General features: G+C 67.9%; 18 protein-coding genes. 9 read left to right on the top strand and 9 right to left on the bottom strand.

The features are described 5' to 3' along the window. The first annotated feature begins 83 nt into the window (after positions 1-83). The 6 genes from EV650_RS02255 (at position 84) to EV650_RS02230 (ending at position 4,071) form a co-directional block, all read left to right on the top strand. Positions 84-983 carry an ABC transporter ATP-binding protein gene (locus tag EV650_RS02255; RefSeq protein WP_134114814.1) on the top strand — a complete coding sequence of 300 codons (900 nt, stop codon included), beginning with the start codon at positions 84-86 and terminating at the stop codon, positions 981-983. Next, positions 973-1,818, top strand: a complete 846-nt coding sequence (locus EV650_RS02250) for a DUF2705 family protein (protein ID WP_134114812.1) — start codon at positions 973-975, stop codon at positions 1,816-1,818. Before EV650_RS02255 ends, EV650_RS02250 begins: the two co-directional genes overlap by 11 nt. 135 nt (positions 1,819-1,953) lie before the next feature. Beyond that, the gene (locus EV650_RS02245) at positions 1,954-2,193 is read left to right on the top strand and encodes a hypothetical protein (protein ID WP_134114810.1); all 240 of its coding nucleotides are present in this window, start codon (positions 1,954-1,956) and stop codon (positions 2,191-2,193) included. Beyond that, the gene (locus tag EV650_RS02240; RefSeq protein WP_134114808.1) at positions 2,171-2,683 is read left to right on the top strand and encodes a DUF6879 family protein; all 513 of its coding nucleotides are present in this window, start codon (positions 2,171-2,173) and stop codon (positions 2,681-2,683) included. Before EV650_RS02245 ends, EV650_RS02240 begins: the two co-directional genes overlap by 23 nt. 32 nt (positions 2,684-2,715) lie before the next feature. Further along, on the top strand, positions 2,716-3,573 hold the full coding sequence (locus tag EV650_RS02235; protein ID WP_134114806.1) for a helix-turn-helix domain-containing protein: 858 nt from the start codon (positions 2,716-2,718) through the stop codon (positions 3,571-3,573). A gap of 150 nt (positions 3,574-3,723) precedes the next feature. Next, positions 3,724-4,071 (top strand): hypothetical protein, encoded by a 348-nt coding sequence (locus tag EV650_RS02230; protein ID WP_134114804.1) that lies wholly within the window; start codon positions 3,724-3,726, stop codon positions 4,069-4,071. 340 nt (positions 4,072-4,411) lie between these two features. Here EV650_RS02230 and EV650_RS02225 read toward each other — a convergent pair whose 3' ends face one another. The 4 genes from EV650_RS02225 to EV650_RS02210 are packed head-to-tail and all read right to left on the bottom strand — an operon-like array spanning position 4,412 to position 9,757. Continuing rightward, a complete protein-coding gene (locus EV650_RS02225; RefSeq protein WP_134114802.1) occupies positions 4,412-5,683 on the bottom strand; it encodes a glycoside hydrolase family 125 protein in 1,272 nt (423 codons plus the stop codon). 7 nt (positions 5,684-5,690) lie between these two features. After that, a complete protein-coding gene (locus EV650_RS02220) occupies positions 5,691-6,932 on the bottom strand; it encodes an ROK family transcriptional regulator (RefSeq protein WP_134114800.1) in 1,242 nt (413 codons plus the stop codon). 12 nt (positions 6,933-6,944) lie between these two features. Then, the gene (locus tag EV650_RS02215) at positions 6,945-8,516 is read right to left on the bottom strand and encodes an alpha-amylase family protein (protein ID WP_134114798.1); all 1,572 of its coding nucleotides are present in this window, start codon (positions 8,514-8,516) and stop codon (positions 6,945-6,947) included. A gap of 35 nt (positions 8,517-8,551) precedes the next feature. Then, on the bottom strand, positions 8,552-9,757 hold the full coding sequence (locus tag EV650_RS02210) for a cysteine desulfurase-like protein (RefSeq protein ID WP_134114796.1): 1,206 nt from the start codon (positions 9,755-9,757) through the stop codon (positions 8,552-8,554). Positions 9,758-9,878: 121 nt separating this feature from the next. Between EV650_RS02210 and EV650_RS02205 the strand changes: the two genes are divergently transcribed. Beyond that, a complete protein-coding gene (locus EV650_RS02205) occupies positions 9,879-10,841 on the top strand; it encodes a DMT family transporter (RefSeq protein WP_202874315.1) in 963 nt (320 codons plus the stop codon). A 119-nt stretch (positions 10,842-10,960) separates the two neighbouring features. Here EV650_RS02205 and EV650_RS02200 read toward each other — a convergent pair whose 3' ends face one another. The 4 genes from EV650_RS02200 to def form a co-directional block, all read right to left on the bottom strand. Beyond that, positions 10,961-11,953, bottom strand: coding sequence for a DMT family transporter (locus EV650_RS02200; RefSeq protein ID WP_134114792.1), 993 nt, complete (start codon positions 11,951-11,953; stop codon positions 10,961-10,963). A gap of 48 nt (positions 11,954-12,001) precedes the next feature. Next, positions 12,002-13,414 (bottom strand): RsmB/NOP family class I SAM-dependent RNA methyltransferase, encoded by a 1,413-nt coding sequence (locus EV650_RS02195; protein WP_134114790.1) that lies wholly within the window; start codon positions 13,412-13,414, stop codon positions 12,002-12,004. A 65-nt stretch (positions 13,415-13,479) separates the two neighbouring features. After that, a complete protein-coding gene (gene fmt / locus EV650_RS02190) occupies positions 13,480-14,421 on the bottom strand; it encodes a methionyl-tRNA formyltransferase (RefSeq protein ID WP_134114788.1) in 942 nt (313 codons plus the stop codon). After that, positions 14,418-14,966, bottom strand: a complete 549-nt coding sequence (gene def, locus EV650_RS02185) for a peptide deformylase (protein WP_134114786.1) — start codon at positions 14,964-14,966, stop codon at positions 14,418-14,420. The genes fmt and def overlap by 4 nt, the downstream gene beginning before the upstream one ends. Positions 14,967-15,125: 159 nt before the next feature. On the opposite strand from def, the gene EV650_RS02180 reads away from it, so the two are divergent. Then, positions 15,126-16,460, top strand: coding sequence for a C39 family peptidase (locus EV650_RS02180; RefSeq protein ID WP_134114784.1), 1,335 nt, complete (start codon positions 15,126-15,128; stop codon positions 16,458-16,460). Then, the gene (locus EV650_RS02175) at positions 16,461-17,597 is read left to right on the top strand and encodes a hypothetical protein (protein WP_238173978.1); all 1,137 of its coding nucleotides are present in this window, start codon (positions 16,461-16,463) and stop codon (positions 17,595-17,597) included. Here EV650_RS02175 and EV650_RS02170 read toward each other — a convergent pair. Continuing rightward, complete coding sequence (locus EV650_RS02170) at positions 17,594-18,136, bottom strand: DUF1707 SHOCT-like domain-containing protein (RefSeq protein WP_134114782.1); 543 nt, start codon at positions 18,134-18,136, stop codon at positions 17,594-17,596. The two genes, EV650_RS02175 and EV650_RS02170, sit on opposite strands and share 4 nt — an antisense overlap. Positions 18,137-18,152: the final 16 nt, after the last annotated feature.

Genomic DNA, 18,152 nt, shown 5'->3' with positions numbered 1-18,152 from the left:
TGTTTCGCTACTCCCACCGCGGTAGGTGCGGTCACTCCCGCTGGGCGACGCGACGGACCGGCCTCGACCGCCACCCTCTAGGTATGGATGCGCTAGTTGAGGTCAGCGGGCTGACGAAGAGGTACGGCGACACCCTCGCGGTCGATGGTGTCGATCTGACAGTGCTGCCGGGCGAGGTGTACGGATTCCTCGGACCGAACGGCGCGGGCAAGACGACAACGCTCCGGATTCTCACCGGACTGATTGCGCCGACGAGTGGAACCGTGCGCGTGCTCGGCGGGAGGCCCGGGCAGGCCGACGTACTGCGGCGGACAGGGTCGATGATCGAGTCGCCGGCGTTCTATCCGTACCTGTCGGGGCTGGACAACCTTCGGCTGTTGGCGGAGTACGCCGGGGTGGCGCGGCAGCGGATCGACGAAGTACTCGAGCTGGTCGACCTCGCCGATCGGGCCAAGGACCGGTTCTCGACGTACTCCCTGGGGATGAAGCAGCGGCTCGGGGTCGCGGCCGCGCTGCTGAAGGATCCGGAGTTGGTGATCCTCGACGAGCCGACCAACGGCCTCGACCCGGCCGGGATGCGCGACATGCGCCGGCTGATCCGCGAGCTCGGCACCGACGGCCGGACCGTACTGCTGTCCAGTCATCTGCTCGGCGAAGTGCAGCAGATCTGCGACCGCGTCGGGATCATCAACTCCGGCCGAATGGTTGCCGAGCACAACGTTGACGAGCTGCGCGGCGAGCAGGAGCTGGTCGTCCGCGCCAACCCGAAGGATCAGGCGCAGGCGATCCTGACCCGGTTCGGCAGCGTGCACCAGTACGACGACACGCTCCGGGTCAAGGTGACTCCGGATCGCGCCGCCGAGGTGAACCGGGTCCTGGTCGAGGCCGGGATCGCGGTGTCCGAACTGCGCAGTACCGAACGAGCTCTCGAGGACGTCTTCTTCGAGCTCACCGCAACCGAGGAGAAGGCTGATGTTGGGTAGTTACCGAGCGGAGCTGCTGAAGCTCCGGAAACGGTCCGCGGTCTGGGTGCTGTTCGGCGCCGGCCTGGTGCTGAGCCTGATCTTCGGCTACCTGCTGCCGTACCTGGGCTACGCGACCGGCGACGACAACCCGCAGACCGACGGCGTACCGCGGGCCGAGATCCTTCGCGGAATGTTGCCGGAACGCGTTATCGACAACACGATCGGCGGGTACCCGATCTTCGCCGGAGCGCTCGCACTCGTGCTGGGCGCGATCGTGATCGGCGGCGAGTACACCTGGGGAACGCTCAAGACCGTTCTCACCCAGCGGCCGGGGCGCGGCACGATCCTCGGCGCCCAGTTCCTCGCGCTCGCCACAACGGTCGCGCTCTGGGTCGTCGGCATCTTCGCCGCCTGCGCACTCTGCAGCGTCGGCATCGCCGCCGCCGAGAACGGTTCGACCGCGTGGCCAAGCATCGGCAACCTCCTCCAAGGGCTGGCCGGCGGCTGGCTGGTCCTGATGATGTGGTGCCTCGCCGGCGCCGCACTAGCCGTTGCCTTCCGCAACGTCGCCCTACCGATCGGCCTAGGCGTCGTCTGGATCCTAGGCATCGAGACCCTCCTGGCCGGCGTAGTAAGCAGCCTCCTCCCAGGCCTCAAATGGCTAGCCAACGCCCTCCCCGGCAGCAACGCCGGCTCCCTAGTCTTCACCGTCACCGACATGGCATCATCCGACGCCCCACCCGGAGTACGCGACGCAGTCAGCGGCGGCCGCGCCCTACTGACGCTGATCGGCTACTGCGCGGTCTTCACCGCACTGGCGGTGTGGACCACCCGCCGCCGGGACATCACTTGACCGCAGTCGAACCATCGGCTGGCAAGCAACTTGCTCAAACTTGCGCGATGGCCCACCCAAGGGTTGGCTACAGGCGGTAGTCCGCTTGATGATAGGCCAGCACCGTCCGCGCATTACCCGATACGGGAGGTCATCATGGCGTTAGAGTTCTACGGCAAGGATCCCAACTGCCCGGGCAACAACTGTCCGGCGGTCTTCCGGGACGAGGAGACAGGAGATCTCTACTTCCAGGGCGAGACCGTGATCGCCCCGGAGGTACTGGTCAGGCTGTCTCAGGACAGCGGGCTAGCCGACTCGGAGTCCGTTGTGAAGCTGCCCGCCCGGATGGCGGAGATGATTGTGGAGGCCTGCCGTGCCGGAGCCGTCGTTCGCTGAACTGCTCGCCAGCTGTACTCGGACTGCGCTGAAGCTGGAGTTTCGCGACCAGTACATGACCGATGATCCCGGCTATGTGGCTTGGCAAGCGGGCGACCTCGATCAGGCGGTCCGCGAGTACGCCGGCTGGACCGATACCGCCCGAAGCGCGACGGAGCGTGGGATCCAGATGAAGCGGGTTCGAGTCATCAGCGAACCGGTGTCTGACTACATCGCCTTCGAGCACGCAGTGACCTCGCGTGCCAACGTGGCGGCCGGTGAGACGATTCGTTGGGTGCCGCGCGCACGACTGTCGGCGGTTGCTCTTCCCGGCAATGACGTTTGGGTCTTCGATGAAAGCACCTTGCAGTTCATCTTCTTCGCCGGTGACGGGCAGTTCGTCGGCAACGAGGTGAGCACCGACCCCGATGTGGTGAAGCTCTGCCTCCAGGCGTTCGAGGCTGTGTGGGAACGTGGCATCGACCACGACGACTACTCCATCGCGCTATAGCCCCGGCCTACTTCTCGGCGTTACGAATCCGGATGTCTGCTTCGCAATCCTCGAGTGCACAAAGCGCCCGTCAGGCGCTTGCCGACCGGCTGCGGGAGGTCAGGCTCGACGCGGGACTGACCGCGCGGGCGCTGTCTACCGCGGCCGGCTGGCATGAGGCCAAGACCTCCAAGATCGAACGTGGCAAGCAGCAACCTTCCGAATCCGACCTCCGCATTTGGTGTGCGGTTTGCTCCTCGCGCGAGGTCCTTCCGGAGCTGATCGCCGAGCTCCGGTCTGTCGACTCGATGTGGCTGGATTGGCGGCGCGCCGAGCAAACCGGGCTCCGCCACCTCAACGCCTCCGTGCGGGAACTCTACGACCGCACCAGGCAGTACCGGTCCTACTGCCAGAGCATGATCCCGGGCCTGTTGCAGACCGTCGACTACACGACCGCCGTGCTCACGTCGCTGCGGGATCGCCGGCGCGTCCAGGTAGACGACGTGGCCGCGACCGTGGCTGAACGCACAGACCGCCAGCGCATCCTGGTCGAGGGCGGACACACCTTCGCTTTCGTGCTGGAAGAAGCCGCCCTGCACTACCAAGTCGGCGGCCCGGAGGTCTTGACCGGACAACTGCGACACCTCCTCGACGTGATGCAGCTGGCGTCGCTCAGTCTCGGCGTGATCCCGACCGCAGCCGACCGGACGTCGCGCTGGCCTGTCGAAGACTTCTACGTCTTCGACAACGCCCAAGCCAACGTCGAGCTCGTCTCCGGGTTCCTGACCATCACCCAGCCGCGCGAAATCGCCATGTACGGCGAGACTTTCGCCGCGCTCTCCAAGCTCGCCGTCTACGGTTCTACGGCCCGCACCCTCATCAAGGCTGCCTTGGCTGACCTGTCGACCTAGGGAGGCTTACCTGTCACAGAACGCGCGCAAGTTGGCGCAAGTTCATCGATCCGGCCTGCTTCCCATCCATACGGTCGGAGGGTGACATCGGGGTATGACCTTCGGACGCCAACGGGTGCACTCAACTGCGCTCGTGGGAACCTCCGCCAAATGTTCGATCACCCACTGGCCTACGCGTACCTGTGCGCCTACCTGCTGCCGTGCGCCTCCGAGGTCAACCGAACCAAAGAGCGCTTGAATGCCTTCGCCGCAGCGTCCGGGTTGGAGCTCGCGGCAACCTTCGTGGAAGACGACGCTAGACGGCCGCTGGCTTTCGAGCGGTTCTTTCGGGCCGTTGTGCGAGACCAGGTCGAAGTCGTGCTCCTGCCGAGCCTGCTGCACGTCATGGTCCTGGGGTCTCCGGGCCGGATCCGCGAGTACTTCGAGGCTGCGACCGAGGCACGGATCGTCATCATCGACCAGGACGTGACCAACCTTGTCGGCGAGGCAATCTCTTGATCTCTTGCGCCGAGCGGCCTCGACCTGGTCATCACGAGCGTCCTTGTCCGAGTCGTCCTATCCCCTGTGGACGACTCGGCCAGGGACCCCATACCGGCTGGCGCGGTGCAGTGAGGCCAGACCTGCACTGCGCCAGCCGTTCCATGCCACCGGGCGGGAGCAATCGTCGCGGCATCTAATGGTCCGCTCGGACTCTGCCGCGAAGCGTGTCGAATTCACCGGTCCGACCGGATGGGCAGCTGCTTCGCCAGATGCGGCTGCCCGAACCAACAGTTCGCGCGCCGCCGAAGGCGGCCAACAAGACAGCCGCCGCGGAGCGGTGTCCGCTTTTCGCGCTTTTCTAACTCTTGATGCCGGCGTGGACTAGGGCTAGTTCGCAGAACATGGCGTTGGCCCAGGAGAACCATTCTCGGGTGTACTGCGAGGGGTCGTCGACGTTGAAGCCCTCGTGCATCTGGCCGGTGCCGCCGGTGGTGTCGCGGAGGAGCTCCAGCAAGCGTTGGCGTTCCTCCGCCGAAGTGCTCGAAATCCCCTGCACAGCAAGCGCAATGTGCCAGATATAACGCGGCGGAGTGTGCGGACTGCCGATGCCGGCCGCAACCGTACCGCTGTAGTAGTAGGGGTTCTCCGGGCTCAACAACAACTGCCGAGTAGCGAGGTACGTCGGGTCGTCGGGCGCGGCGTACCCAGTCAGCGGGATCGACAGCAAACTAGGCATGTTGGCGTCGTCCATCACCAACGACTCCCCCAACCCGTCGACCTCGTACGCGTACACCCGGCCGTGCACAGGATGGTCGATCGTCCCGTACTGCGCGATGCCCTCGTCGATGTCCGCCTTCAAGGTCTTCGCGCGATCGGCCAGCGGCTCGTCCCGTAGTACCTCGGTCGCGATCTCCTGCAGGTATCCGAGCACCACCGACGCGAACATGTTGCCCGGCACGTTGAACCCGAGCTCGGTCGCGTCGTCACTCGGCCGGAACGCGCTCCACGACATCCCCGTCGGCTGCGTCAGCCGCCCACGACCTTCACGGACCAGCGTGTCCGACGGCCGGTCGTGCAGCCGCTGGAAGCGGTACGGTGACCTTGCCTCGTGATCCTGCTCCACCGTCCACAGCTCGACGATCGCCTCGGCGGCTGCCCGGAACCGGTTGTCGATCACGTCCGCGCGGCCGGTGATCCGCCACAGCCGGTACGCCAGTTCGAGCGGGAAACACAGCGAGTCGATCTCGTACTTACGCTCCCACACCCACGCCGACATGTCGGTCTCGTCGGTGGTGTGCCCGGCGCCGTTCGCCTCCTTGTTGAAGGCGTTCGCGTACGGGTCCAGCACGACGTACTCGAGCTGCCGGTGCAGCACCCCGATCAGCGAGTCCTGCAGACCCGGATCGTCCTTGCACAGCAGCAGGTACGGACGCATCTGTGCGGCGGAGTCACGTAACCACATCGCCGGGATGTCGCCGGTGAGCACGAACGTCGTCCCGTCCGGCAACGGTTCGGCGACCGCGGGTAGGTTGCCGGCCATCGAGCGCCGGAACATCTCCGCGATCACCTCGTCGCCGGTGGCCCGCTCAACAGCCGCAACCGCGCGGGCAAGGACCTCGGGGTCGATCATCTACACGTCACCTTTCACCGACGAGTGCACTGCTTTGCAACAACAAGGAGGGGTTGGGCGAGAAGGTCTGGTCGAGCACCAGGCTGGCCGCGCCGATAGCGCCGACGTCCGCGCCGAGCGCCGTACCGGCGACGTCGAACGGGTGGACCGCGCGGAGCAAGAAGCGTCCGTCCAGCGCATCGCGTACTGCGTCGCCGAGGACGGGAGCGAGGTGTTCCCAGTGCGGACCGCCGAAGACCACGCGCTCCAGGTCGAGCAGGTTGGCGATGTCCTCGACCACCTTGGCGATCCGCCCGGCCAACGCGGCGACGATCTCCCGCGCGCCACCGGCACCGTCCACGGCCAGCGCGCACAGCTTGGCGAAGGCTGCGTCCACCGCGGGCCGGTCGTCGAGATCGATGCCTTGGGCAAGTACTCCGGCCCGGACCGCCTGCTGCACCAGGTATCGCGGCTGGCTCGTCTCACCAACGCAACCACGCCGCCCGCAGTAGCAGACCGGGCCGTCCGGATCGACGATCACGTGACCAATCTCGCCGACGTTGCTCGACGAACCGCGGACCACCTCGTCGCCGATGACCAGTCCGGCGCCGACCCCGGTGCCGAGGTAGAAGAACACGAAGCTGCCGCTCTGACCGGCCCACTTCTCCGCCGATGCGGCCGCCGTGACGTCCTTGTCCAGCAGGACCGGGAGGCCGGTCCGCTCCCGCAGTTCGTCGCGGAGCGGGACCAAGTGCCAGGCCGACAGGTTCGGCGGATCGACGACCACACCGCGGTCGACGTCGATCGGGCCGGGTGCGGCGATGCCGACGCCGGTGACGCGCTCACGCAGTGCGCCGGACGACGTGATGACTTCCTCGATCGTCTTCGCGATGCCAGCGATGAGTACGTCGGGATCGTCGGCGTACTGGTCGACCGGCCGCCGCGCGATCACCTCGCCGGTGAGGTCGAGCAGTACGACGGTGACGACGGACGGGTCGAGGTGCACACCGACGGCGTACTGCCCAGTGGGCTCGAGCTCGAGTAACGTCCGCGGTTTGCCGAGGCCGGCGCCGCGCAACCTGCCTGCCTCCCGGACCAGTCCGGCGTCGAGGAGGCGGCGGGCGATGTTGGAGATGGCCTGGCCGGAAAGGCCGGTGGCTTCGGCGAGCTCGACGCGGCTGAGTTGTTCGCTGCGGCGGATCGCGTCCAGTACGACGGCGTCGTTGAAGCCGCCGACACGATCGAGATTGGTGCCTCGCCGTACGCTCACACAGCCCCCAGGTCAGTTGGCGGTCGGGTCCGCACCCCACGGACGAGACCAGTCGTAGTGGATGGCTTCGTCGCCCGCGCGCCAGGAGGTGGGCGTGGTGTTCACCAGCCAGTCGGTCGGCTCGAGCTCAGCCGTCGTACCACCACTGAGCGCCAACCGTATACCGTTTCGCAGCGCCCGGTCGGTCCGCTCGGTGCGCGCGGCCGGATCGATCGACAGGAACAGCGCCGTACCGGATCGGGCGACCAGATCAAGGAAGCGCTCGTTCAGCTCCCACGGCGTCTGCGGCGTGCAGGGAACGCAGTCCGCGTCCACGGTGAAGAACCGGTTGTGCTGCGGCAGCCGGAACGCGAGCGTGTTGACGCCCATCTTCCGGGTCCGCTCCCAGTCCCGTCCGGACGTGTCGTCACCGGTCCGCTGTACGTCGACAAGCCCCGCGGCGAGGTGGCCGACGGTGTTGCAGCCGATCAGTACGACGCCATCCGCCGCGGCCCGGATCTCCCGGTAGAACGCCAGAATGATCTCGGCTGTGGTCCGCGAAGGATCGTGGAACTGCCAGCCGTCGCGAGTCAGCCGCGACCCCATCGCGGGGCCGAAAGCGCCGAACACGTCGTACGTGCTGAAGTCGTGCTTGACCAGCTCGAAACCCCAGCCCTTGAACCGCTCCAGATCCGCGCGGACCCCGTCGAGAACCTCCGGGTACGACGGATCGAGCGCGCGACCCGGCTTGTCATGAGGCGCCGTCGACGCCCACCGACCCGGCTCGCGGACCAGCAGCGGGCGGAACCACAGCCCCGGCCGAGCCCCGATCTCCTTGATCGCGGCCGCCGTACCGGCGAGGTCGTCGAAGACTCCCGGCGTACCGCGGTCCCAGGGACCACCTGAGGCGATGCCGCCCGGGTACCAGCCGTCGTCGACCACGCTGAACGGTTTGACTGGATGGCCGTCCGCCAGCTCGACGATCGTGGTCGCGTCCTGGAGGACTGCCTTCTCGTCGAAGTTCTCGCCGTACGCGTAGTACCAGTTGTTGGCCCCGACCACCGGCGCGGGCTCAGGTCGCGCCGGTAGCCGGGTGCTCATGGTGGCGACCGCTGCGTTCAGGGTCTGCCAGGGTGTGCCGGCGTCTTCGAATCGTCGCACGGTTGCGGCGGTCAGCGTCCGGCCGTTCAAGTGTGCCGCACCGCCGCCGTTGCGCAGGTCGAGCCAGAGGGTGAAGCCGTTGCCGTCGACTGTCCAGGAACAGAACGCGCTCGGCTGCACGTCGACGCCCGCGCCGGTGGTGCTTTGGGTCTCCGGGTCGTGGACCAGGAAGTACCACGGCAGCAGGCGCTCGGGTTCCTGGTGACGCCACTGCAGGTCGCCGTACGAACGCTCCCAGGCATCACCGAGGATCAGTGCGCCGGCCGGAAGCTTCTCGGTCCAGCGGAGGGCGACGCGGCAGATCGTGTTCGCCGTGACCTCGACGGCTCCGTCATTCCAGCTGACCTCAGCACCGGCGGCCGACCAGGTCGGGCCGGAGCGGACCGCGCTGGTCAGTCCGTCCGAGGGGTCTGCCTGGACGAAAACAGCACTCGGTTCTCTCACCTGGCTCCTCGGGCGAATTAATTTCCCCACAGACTTTAGTTAGTCCCTCTCGCCGTGGTCAAGGCGGTGACGGCGGCCACGAGCCGGTCGACGTCCGACTGCTCCGTGTACGGCGCGAGGCCGGCGCGGACCGCTCCGGCCGGGCCAAGACCGAGGTGGCGCGCCGCTTCGTAGGCGTAGAACGAGCCCGCCGGAGCGTTGACTCCGGCCTTCGCGAGGTGCTCAGAGACGGCGGCCGGGCTGTGACCGTCGAGGGTGAAGAGCAGGGTCGGCGTACGGCGTGCCGCATGGCCGTAGAGCGTGATCTCGGGGATCGCCGCGAGGCGCGACTCGAGGTCATCTCTGAGGCTGTCCTCGTGCTCCTCGACCAGTTGGAGGGAGCTCACGAGTCGCTCGCGGCGGGTGGCACCGGCGCCGCCGAGGCTAGCGAGGAAGTCGACGGCCGCGGTCGTCCCGGCGAGCAGCTCGTACGGCAGCGTGCCGAACTCGAACCGCTCCGGTACGACGTCCGACGACGGCAGGAGCTTGTCGGGCCTGAGCGTCTCGAGCAGCTCCGGCGCGGCAGTCAGGACACCGAGGTGCGGGCCGAAGAACTTGTACGGCGAGCAGACGTAGAAGTCGGCGTACCCGGCATCGACCGGCGCGTGCGCGGTGAGGTGGACGCCGTCGACGTAGATCAAGCCGCCGGCCGCGTGGACCTGATCGGCGAGCTTCTGTGTATCCGGGCGGGTGCCGAGAAGGTTGGACGCGGCAGTGACCGCGACCAGGCGAGTGCGGTCGGTGAGCAGTGGGGCGAGGTCGTCCAGCTCGGAGGTCTCGGGGTCGAAACCGAGCCACTTGATCGTGGCACCTGCAGCCTCGGCAGCCTGCACCCAGGGGCGGACGTTCGCGTCGTGATCGAGACGCGTGACGATCACCTCGTCACCGGCAGACCAGGTCTTGGCAAGAGTGCGGGAGAAGTCGTACGTCAGCTGAGTCATGCTCCGGCCGAACACGATCCCCTGCGCGGTCGTGCCGAGCAGCTCGGCCATCGCCTCGCGGGCGCCGACGACGATCTCGTCCGCACGGCGCTCAGCGGCGGTCAGCTGACCGCGGTTGGCCAGCGCCGAGGTCATCGTCCTCGCCACCGCGTCGGCGACCACCTGCGGGGTCTGCGAACCACCCGGCCCGTCGAAGTGCGCCGCCCCCTCGTCCAGCGCCGGGAACTGCTTCCGAACCGCCACCACCTCGAAGGCACCCATGAGCGTCATCCTCTCTCGCTCCTGACACCCACCGCTATGTGCTGTCCATTACTCACCGCCTCTTGCCCGAATGCAGACAAAAATCTCCAGGTTGTCGGTGAGGTAGTGCAGGATGTCAGGAGTGAGCACGGTTACGACTCCTGACAAGGCCCCGGTGCGGGCCTGGCTTCCGGTGATGCTGGCCCTGGCCGCCATCTGGGGCTGCAGCTTCCTCTTCATCTCGATCGGCGTCCGCGAACTGCCGCCGCTCTACCTGGCCCTCGGGCGGGTGATCGCGGGGTCCGTCGTACTGCTCGCGATCCTGGTCGCGAAGCGCGAGGCGCTGCCGCGCGATCCGCGGATCTGGGCGCACTCGTTCGTCGCCGGAGCGATCGGGTCGGCGATCCCGTGGACGCTGTTCGGGTACGGCGAGGAGCACATCCCGTCCCTGCTGGCCGGCATCTGGAACGGGATCACTCCGCTGATCGTGCTGCCGATCGCGGTGCTGATCTTCCGGACCGAGAAGTTCTCCGCGCAGCGCGGGCTCGGACTGCTGATCGGGTTCGCCGGCATGCTCGTCGTACTCGGAGCCTGGCAGGTGCAGGCCGGTGCCGACCTGACCGGGCAGGCGCTGTGCATGCTCGCGGCAATGTTCTACGGGCTCGCGATCCCTTACCAGAAACGATTCCTGGCCGGTACGACGTTGTCCGGCACGGCACTGTCCGCGACCTTGTTGCTGTGCGCAACTGTTCAGCTGGCCGTCGTCGCGCCGATCGTCACCGGCCAGGCGCCGCCCGCGCCGTGGTCGCTGTCGATCGAGGTGGTGCTGAGCGTTCTCGCGCTGGGTGCGCTCGGAAGCGGTCTCGCGTTCGTCCTGAACATGCGCAACATCCGGCTGATCGGCGCCAGCCGCTCGTCGATGGTGACGTACCTGATGCCGGTCTTCTCGATCCTGGTCGGCGTCATCGTCCTGCACGAACACCTCACCTGGTACCAACCGGTCGGCGGCCTGATCGTCCTACTCGGCGTAGCCGTCTCCCAGGGCGTCCTCCGCCCACTCCGCCGCAAGCCAGTCGTCCCAGCCGAGGCACCGGCGGTCACCTGACCTGCGGACCTGCGTCACTCACCAACCCCCGCCGATGGGCGGCATCCGCCGCTTGCTGAGCGTGAGCCGCGTCGACGGCGCGCGGTTGATGAGTGGCGGAGGTCCGCCCAGCCATCGGATCAGCTGCGACGGAGGTTGGGGACGGCGGCGACCGCCACGGCGACGAGGGCGAGGAGGGTGCCGGCGACGACCGGCGTGGTGATTGGCTTGTCTGCGACCGGCAGGAAGATGTCGATGAACAGGCTCGCGATCAGTTGGCCGGCGATCGTACCGAGGCCGAGCACGAAGACGCCGACCACTCGGACCACGGCGGCCGCGGCGCTGATGAAGATCACGCCGCACGCGCCACCGAAGTACAGCCAAGGCTCGCTCGGCAGATGCCGGGGCGCGCCGCGAAACGCGAGATCGATCAGGAAGACGACGAGCAGCGCGGCGAATCCGACCAGGAAGTTGACCACCCCGGCCGCGACCGCGCCGTACGCGTCGGGGGACGCGGTCCGTGCGACCCGCCCGTTGATGGCCTGCTGCACCGCGGTGCCGACACCACCGATCGCGGGCAGGACCGCCAGCAGCAGACCGTTCGGGTGACTCAACTGCCCCGACACCGCCAACGCGACCGCGCCCAGCGCGATCAGTGCACCGACGACGCGTATCGCGGTGAGCGGCTGCGGGCCGGCCGGACCGAACCCGAGCCGGTCCACCACCAGGCTGCTGATCGCCTGCCCGGCCACACCTGCGACCAGGAACACCGCGACGCCGATCACCGAGACCGTGATCGACTGAGTTGCGACGAGGAAGGCGCCCGCGAGTCCGCCGAGACACTGCCACCAGCGCAGACCGCCGTACCCACGCATCGGCGTCCTGATGGTGCGCCAGACCCTGCCGAGCGCGCGCCGGACCGGCGGTACCAATGCCGTCGCGACCAGCAGGATCAGCAGTCCGGTGCCGAATGAGATCAGCGCGGCCGGGATGCCATCACCCAGGATGCCGCCGAGCTCGCCGTTCAGCCGCGACTGGACCGCGACCAGCATGCCGATCCCGAAGGCCGATACGAGACCGACGACGTGATGCTGTCGGGTCGAGGCGGCGGGACGGATGGCGGTCGTTGTCACCTCACCATCATGACCGTTCGACCCATAGCACCTGACAGCAGGTCCGGATTATGACCGTCGTACCAGCGCCAGATACATCGCGTCGGTGCCGTGCACATGCGGCCACAGCTGGACATCAGGACCCTCGCCCAGATCCGGTACGTCGGGGAACAGCGGCCGCGCGTCCTCGAGCGACGCGTCGTCGCGGCGGCTCAGGACGGCGTCGACCACGGCGCGGGTCTCGTCGGGATGGGGCGAGCACGTGACGTACGCGACCACTCCGCCCGGCCGGACCGACGTGATCGCGGAGTCGAGCAGGGCCTCTTGGAGCGGCCGCAGTTCCACGACGTCTTCCGGCGTACGACGCCAGCGGGCTTCCGGACGGCGCCGGAGCGCACCGAGTCCGCTGCAGGGCACGTCGGCCAGCACCCGGTCGAACGAACCGGCCGGCCAGGTCGGCTTGGTCCCGTCCCCCACCAGCACCTTGTGGTCGCCGGGGATCGCCCGCAGGTTGGAGCGCACCAGCTCCGCCCGATGCTTGAGCGGCTCGACAGCGGTCAGCTGTCCGTCACGCTGCTGAACGAGCGCCGCAAGCAGCGCCGACTTCCCGCCTGGCCCGGCACACAGATCGAGCCACTGCGTGTCGTCTCCGTCCACCTTCGCGGACGCGAGCGCGATCGCGACGAGCTGCGACCCCTCGTCCTGTACGCCGGCTCGCCCGGTGGCAACCGCCTCGATCCGTCCGGGATCGCCGCCGCCCTCGAGCACAGCGCCGTACGGCGACCATCGAGCAGGCGTCGCACCGGCCGCGACCAACTCGTCCAAGTCAGCCAGACCGGGCCGGGCGGCAAGCGTCACCCGGGGAGGATCGTTGTCAGCGGCAAGCAACCGCTCGAGCTCGCGCACTGCCTCACCCGGCGGGGCAGCACCAGGTCCATCGGTGAGAGCGCGGTCGAAAGCATCGATGACCCAGCGTGGATGCGCGTCCGCGACCGCCAGGAAGCCAAGCAGGTCTTCCTCCGGTGTGGGCGCCACCGTGGAGATCCATTGATCCAATGTGCGTTGGCTGATCTTCCGGAGTACGGCGTTGACCAGGCCGGTGCGTTTCTGACCGAGTTCGGATCGGGTCAGGGTGACCATCTCGTTCACGGCAGCGTACGAGTCGACTCGCATGTTGAGCAGCTGATGCGCGCCGAGCCGGAGCAGGTCGAGCAGCTCCGGGTCGAGATCAGCGAGCGGACGGGAGACGCTGCGCGCGAGGAACGCGTCGTACGTGCCTTGCCAGCGGAGTGTGCCGTGGACGAGTTCGGTGCAGAAGGCGGCGTCGCGACCAGACAGGCGGGCGTCGCGGAGTGCCTTGTTGAGCACGAGGTTCGCGTACCCGCCCTCGGCTGTGACCTGACGGATGACCTTGTATGCAACCCGCCGGACTGGGTCCGCCTTGAGCTGCGGCGCGCGATTACGCGGCGACCGGTCACTCACGCCTCCACCTCGCTACGCTCGGTTCCGGCGTGAGCGACAACACTGCTGTGCTTTTGGTTCACTCGCTACGCTCGCTCACTCGACGGTCCCAGCCGGTCCTCGTCGATGAGGCGGATACCGCGGGCCCAGTCGGCCGCAGCCATCGGCTTCTTGCCTTGCGGCTGCACTGTGACCAACTCGAGCGCCTTGCTGCCGGTCCCGACCTTGACGCTCGACTTCGTTGCCTGCAGCTCGCCTGGCTTCAGGTCCTCGTCGGTCAGCCGGACGGCAAGCACCTTCAACCGCTCGCCACGGAACGTGGTCCACGCCCCCGGCGCCGGGTTGCAGCCACGAACCAGCCGATCCACCCGCTGCGCAGGCGCGGTCAGATCCAGCTCGGCGTCCTCGACGGTGAGCTTCGGCGCCAGCGACACGCCGTCGTCCGGCTGCTCCCGCGCTTCCAGTACGCCGGCCTCGACCCCGTCCAACGTGTCGACGAGAAGCTTCGAACCCGACACCGCCAGCCGGTGCAGCAGGTCGCCCGCCGTGTCGGTCGGCCCGATCGGCTCGGTCAGTATGCCGAACACCGGGCCGGCGTCGAGCGCCTTCACGATCCGGAACGTGCTCGCGCCGGTGACGTCGTCGCCCGCGATGATCGAGTGCTGCACCGGAGCGGCCCCACGCCACGCGGGCAGCACCGAGAAGTGCAGGTTGATCCAGCCGTACTGCGGGATGTCGAGCGCGGCCTGCGGCAGCAACCCGCCGTACGCGACGACCGGGCAGCAGTCCGGCGCGATCTCCCGCATCCGGGCCAGGAACTCGGGATCGCTCGGCTTCACCGGCTTCAGGATCTCGATCCCGCCGAGCTCCTCGGCGTACTGCGCGACCGGCGAGGCGACCAGCTTGCGGCCGCGTCCGGCCGGCGCGTCCGGCCGGGTGACGACGCCGACGAGTTCGTGGCGGCTGGCAACGATCGCCTCGAGCGCGGTGACTGCGGGTTCCGGCGTACCGGCGAAGACGACTCTCACAGACCGAATCCGTTCGTGGGGTGGGGCGAGACCTTGATCTGTGGTGAGCCGGTCAGACCGGACCATTCGGCCTCGCGGATCGCCTTCATCGCCTCTTTGCGGGTCTCGCGGTCGAGCCGGTCGACGAACAGGACGCCGTCGAGGTGGTCGGTCTCGTGCTGGATGCAGCGGGCGAGCAGGTCCGAGCCCTCGATCACCACCGGGTCGCCGTACATGTTGAAGCCCTTGGCGATCACGGACTGGGCCCGGCGGCAGTCGAACGTCAGGCCGGGGATCGAGAGGCAGCCCTCGGGACCGAGCTGCTCGTCGACCGACAGCGACAGTTCGGGGTTGATCAGGTGCCCGAGCTCGCCCTCGACGTGGTACGTGAACACGCGCAGGCCGACCCCGATCTGCGGCGCGGCCAGGCCGGATCCGGGCGCGTCCTGCATGGTGTCGGTGAGGTCGGCGACCAGGCGGCGGAGCTCGGCGTCGAAGTCGACGACCAGCTCGGCCTTCGTGATCAGCACGGGGTCGCCGAACAGGCGGATGGGTTGGACCGACACAGACACTCCACAGCGTTTCACGGGCACCGACCGCGCAAGTCTAGTTGGCTCGTCGGCAGGATTCCGGCGGGAGGCCCCTCCACATTGTTGCCCCAAGCACGTACTGTGGTCTCAGGCGTACCCTCAGTCACTGCCGTCACACGCCGCTCGGGAGACCCAATGCTCACTGCAGCACGGGGGGCAACTCTGATCCTCCTGGGTGCACTGCTTGCGCAGGCACCCCTCACTGCCCAGGCCTACCAACCACGCGAGCCCGAGTACTCCGGGCCGCCCAGCACGACCGCTTCCACGACACCGACCGTTGCACCCACGTCAGCTCCTACTGCGGAGCCCTCTGCGACGCCGACGCCGACGAGCACGCCGAGCGCGAGTACGCCGGTTGCTGAGCCGACGGCGCGGTCGTGGAGTGAGGTGGTGAAGCAGGTGACTGATACGTCGCCTGGTGACCTGCAGGTGCGGTCCGCGGACCAATCCGAGCAGGCCGAGTCCATGCTCAGGTGCTTCAAGCTCGACACGGAGAACTACTGCCTCGGGCTCGGGTTCGTCGACCGGGTTCCGACGGGGGCTCAGCTGCAGGAGCTGGTGAGCCCGCCGAGCCAGCGTGCGGCGGGCGACGTCGGGGTCGAGCAGGACATTCCGACCGGTGATCTGACGCCGGCCGCGTTCGTCGCCCAGCGCGCCGCGATGCCGAAGAGCACCCGCGTCAACGCCGAACTCGACGAGATGCAGGCCGCCTGGAACGGCCGCGAGAAAGCTCGGGAGTTGCGCGAGCTAGTTGCAGCCAACACACCTCCGGTGAACCCGGCAGAGCCTGGCAGCGCGCCTGCGGCGAGCGCTGCGCCGACACCTACCGCGACGGCGACGCCGACTGTGATGCCAACTCGGACTGTGCCGACCGTTGGGCCCTCCGTGCCGGTGCCGGCTACTCCGGCGGCGCCGGTGAAGACGCCGGCTTCGGCGTACATCATGAAGGGGTTCCAGACCTCGCAGGAGAAGGGGTACTGGTGTGGTCCGGCGACGTTCCAGTCGATCGACTGGGCCGACGACAACCAGAAGGACACCCAGGCGTCGTGGGCGAAGGACCTCGGCTCGACGACCGGCGGTACGGCGATCTCGGCGATGGTGAAGCAGACCAACGTGAAGACCGCCTGGCCGAAGTCCGCCGGCACGTACGTCGTACAGAACGTCTCGGACTGGAACGCGCAGACGTTCTTCACCGTCCACCAGAAGCACCTCGGCGTCTACAAGGCCCCGGTGATCGAGCACGTGCAGCTGCTCAAGCGGTACTTCCCGTACCTCGCCTTCAACCACAGCGGCCACTACCAGGTCGGCCGCGGCTACGACAAGGCGAACGGGACGATCGCGATCTTCGAGGTGTTCAACGAGCGCCGGTTCAACAGCCGCGGCAACGTCACCGACGGTCCGCGGAACATCCCGGCCAGCGCTCTGTTCAACGCGACCCTGGCCAACTCCTTCCAGAACATCGGGTTGTAAATGCGTCGTCGTACGGTTGCCGCAGGCACCCTTCTCGTCCTGCTCCTGGCCGGCTGCTCGTCCACCTCGAAGGACGCCGGCCCGACCCCGAGCCCCACGCCAACACCGAAGCCGTCGGTCAGCCCAACTTCCCCGGGCCGGCCGACGGACGACGGTACGGCGATCCCGGTCTGGGCGAACGTGCTGCGGCAACCGGTCGACGGCCAACATCTCGTCACCCAGCAACGCAAGTACGTCGTGACCCGCGGTAGCGACGAGGCCGGTACGACGACGATCACCGACCGCACCAGCAAGAAGGTCGCGATCCGGCACGTCCCCGCAGCCGGGTTCGTCGCCCAGTCCCCCGTCGTCATCGACGACCACTGGGCCCTGATCGAGGACATCCGCTCCGACGGCCCGGACCCACAGATCAAGGTGCTCCGCTACGACCTGACCACCGGCAAGGCCGCGGCCCTCACTTCACTCCCGTCGGTCTCCGAGCCCGAGATCGGCGCGTACGACGGAACCTTCGCCTACAGCTCCACCGACGCGAAGAACCGCTCCTGCCTGATCGTGGCCGACCTGGCGACCCTCAAGTTCCGGCCCGTCACCTGCGTCGCCGCCCCCGGCTACATCGCCGACCCGGTCGTGTCGGCCGACACCGTCACGTTCAGCGAGATCGTCGCGCCCGAGACCGCACGCCGGTGCAAGCGCGTCCTCGCCGCTCCCCTGTCCGGTGGTGCGGCGACTCCGGTGCCAGCAGCAACCAATTGCATCCAGTGGAGCGGCGCCTCGTTGCGTGGCGCAACAGTGTGGTCCGAAGTCGGCGCGTCCGATCCCGACCAGTACCAGAGCAAGGCGTACGTCCGCGAGTCCGGCGACTCCCCCGCCCGTCCGCTCGGCCCGGTCGTCACCGACACCATTCTTGCCTGCGGCAACTGGATCCTCTGGGAGACCCGCACCGTCAGCGCTACTGGCGAGGAGACCTACCAGATCATCCGCTGGCGTCCGGGAATCCCCACCCCACAACGGATGTACGCCGCCAAGCCCGGAGTCGCCCTGACTCCGATGACGTGCCAGGACAACACGGTGTACGTCGAAGCGGCCTACCTCGCGAGCACCCCGACGTACACAGAAACGATCTCAGCCGCGGTCTAGCGCTTCGCGTGCCGGATCTTCAGCCGGCCGAAGCCCATGACGCCGGTGATTCGGATCCGTGGACCTTGGCCGGTAGAGTTCCGCGCCGGCCGGTAGCGGGTGTCCTTCCACTCGGTGTGCACTCCGTCGAACTCGACGACCGCGTCGCGGGGCAGCTTGATCTTGACACCGCCGTGTACGACGTTGAGGACGATGTCGACAGCCGCGTGCTCGAAGATCGCTTGCGACAGGTCCAGCCGCGCCCGCCCGTGCATGGACTCGACCTTGAGCGTTCGCGGCACCCGCCAGACTCCGCGCCGGACGATCCGGCCGGCGGAGGCGCCGACGGTCACCGACCGGCCCGGGTCCTCGGCCGGTAGCGCGGCGACAGCGACTTCGAGGTCCTGGCGAGTCCTCGCGGACAGCACCTGGTGGAGGCGATCGTCCATCTCCTCGTGCGTCAGGAACCCTCCGGTGAAGGCCTCCTGAACACGCTCGACAGCGGCATCGCGATCAACGTTCCCGACCGCGGGCGGGCGCTCTTCCGGCACAGACGTCACCGTCACACTTTAGTAC

It is taken from the genome of Kribbella kalugense, assembly GCF_004365875.1.
Lineage (GTDB): Bacteria > Actinomycetota > Actinomycetes > Propionibacteriales > Kribbellaceae > Kribbella > Kribbella kalugense.
The sequence above is the reverse complement of the archived record's forward strand: the minus strand, read 5'-3'. Positions and strand labels throughout refer to the sequence as shown.

Excerpts from the sequence above, each read along its gene's own strand:
- EV650_RS02255 (WP_134114814.1), top strand. The coding sequence starts at position 84 with ATGGATGCGCTAGTTGAGGTCAGCGGGCTGACGAAGAGGTACGGCGAC.
- EV650_RS02250 (WP_134114812.1), top strand. The coding sequence starts at position 973 with ATGTTGGGTAGTTACCGAGCGGAGCTGCTGAAGCTCCGGAAACGGTCC.
- EV650_RS02245 (WP_134114810.1), top strand. The coding sequence starts at position 1,954 with ATGGCGTTAGAGTTCTACGGCAAGGATCCCAACTGCCCGGGCAACAAC.
- EV650_RS02235 (WP_134114806.1), top strand. The coding sequence starts at position 2,716 with ATGTCTGCTTCGCAATCCTCGAGTGCACAAAGCGCCCGTCAGGCGCTT.
- EV650_RS02230 (WP_134114804.1), top strand. The coding sequence starts at position 3,724 with ATGTTCGATCACCCACTGGCCTACGCGTACCTGTGCGCCTACCTGCTG.
- EV650_RS02225 (WP_134114802.1), bottom strand. The coding sequence starts at position 5,683 with ATGATCGACCCCGAGGTCCTTGCCCGCGCGGTTGCGGCTGTTGAGCGG.
- EV650_RS02210 (WP_134114796.1), bottom strand. The coding sequence starts at position 9,757 with ATGGGTGCCTTCGAGGTGGTGGCGGTTCGGAAGCAGTTCCCGGCGCTG.
- EV650_RS02180 (WP_134114784.1), top strand. The coding sequence starts at position 15,126 with ATGCTCACTGCAGCACGGGGGGCAACTCTGATCCTCCTGGGTGCACTG.
- EV650_RS02175 (WP_238173978.1), top strand. The coding sequence starts at position 16,461 with ATGCGTCGTCGTACGGTTGCCGCAGGCACCCTTCTCGTCCTGCTCCTG.